Annotated in this window: 2 protein-coding genes; both read right to left on the minus strand. The window is 47.4% G+C overall.

The genetic code is table 11. From position 1 onward, the window contains the following. On the minus strand, positions 1–293 hold a 293-nt coding region (locus tag GX089_10115; protein NLP02838.1), incomplete at its 3' end, for a UvrD-helicase domain-containing protein. A gap of 77 nt (positions 294–370) precedes the next feature. After that, positions 371–1,228 carry an RNA methyltransferase gene (locus tag GX089_10120; GenBank protein ID NLP02839.1) on the minus strand — a complete coding sequence of 286 codons (858 nt, stop codon included), beginning with the start codon at positions 1,226–1,228 and terminating at the stop codon, positions 371–373. Positions 1,229–1,503 lie beyond the last annotated feature (275 nt).

The raw sequence follows: 1,503 nt of genomic DNA on the forward strand, positions 1-1,503 counted from the left end.
AGGCGGTTGGCGACGGCATGGAAAGTTCCGCTCCAGACCTGTGAGATCGTGGTCTGATCATTCAGTGCCTGTGATGCCCTGTCGAGCATCTCTTTAGCTGCTCTGCGGGTAAAGGTGAGAAGAAGGATCCTGTCCGGACTTATACCCTGAGAGATGAGCCAGGCTACCCTGCTGGCGAGTGTTTTCGTCTTACCGCTTCCGGCTCCAGCCACAACCAGCACCGGACCATCACCATAAGTCACAGCCTGGAGCTGCTGCGGATTGAGCTCTTTGAGCCAGTCACGTTTTTTCATCAATGGATTCCCCTGGAGCTTATTTTATACTAAGGGATGGTTACCACAAAAATAGTAAGATTTCCCGACTTAATCCATCACTGAAATACTGAATTACGGCATATCCGCTGTTTCATTGCCTCGTAGAGGAAAACCGCGCTTGAAGCAGCTACATTGAGTGAATCGATCCCCTGAACCATTGGTACTTTTACTCTCGCATCACACGCATCAAGCACTTCCTCTGAGAGCCCCTCACCTTCGTTTCCGAAGACAATGCAGCAGTTTCCTGTAAGATCAGCTTCATAGAGAGGGGTGCACCCATATCCGGGATGTGCGGCAATTATTGTGAACCCGGATTTTTCTCTGAGATATCTGAGCTGCAGTGGTAAATCGCAAGAGTAAATTACCGGGATTTTAAAAATCGCTCCCATGGAATTGCGCACAGACCTGCGCAGGAAGGGATCTGTAGAGTTTCTGCCCACAAGCAGTGCCTGACAGCCGCAGGCAGTGCAGTTTCGAACGATGACACCGGTGTTTTCCGCACTCTCGAGCCTGTCCAGTGCCACAAACAACCTCGGAGCGGTTGTGTTTTTTATGATCTCATCGATAGAGGCAGATTCGGGCACCAGTCCCGCAGCCATTATCCCCTGATGATATCTGAAACCGACAATCTCTTTGAGAAGCTCAGGAGTGACGAGATAGACATCGATATTCTCCTGCTTCCTGTTCAGCACATCCTTGAATATTTCCAGTTTAGCTTCAGTCAACAGAACTGAAATTACTGTCAGCCCGCTTTCAAAGAACCGTTCTACTACTTTATCACCTTCGACTATAAATACACCCAGCTCCCTGTGTGAAAGCGGTTTTTTCAGAGTTCTGTAGAGTGAAACCCCGGGTTCATCAAGAGAAGAGACTTCTTTTATTTCAGTAATCATATTGTATTTGAATCGATACACATAACTCGATACTTGAAAGTTTTATTTTCCTCCTCGTTATACAGAAGAGTCCCCCCGCTGGAAGCGCCCCTCTTAATAAGGGGGGCAGGGGGGATTTCTTATCGCTTTTCGATTCCGATACCGGATGCCGATTCCGACCCCGATTTAAGGATATACAAGCAAAATACTCATTTCACGGTACTTTATCCTTTAAAATAAAAGGGGCGGGTGGTATAATATCTTATAGTCAGGGAGCATGTCAAGTGAGAAAGGGACGTAGTGGTTCGATATAGCAT

Source organism: Fibrobacter sp. (assembly GCA_012523595.1).
In the GTDB taxonomy this organism is placed as follows: Bacteria; Fibrobacterota; Chitinivibrionia; order Chitinivibrionales; family Chitinispirillaceae; genus JAAYIG01.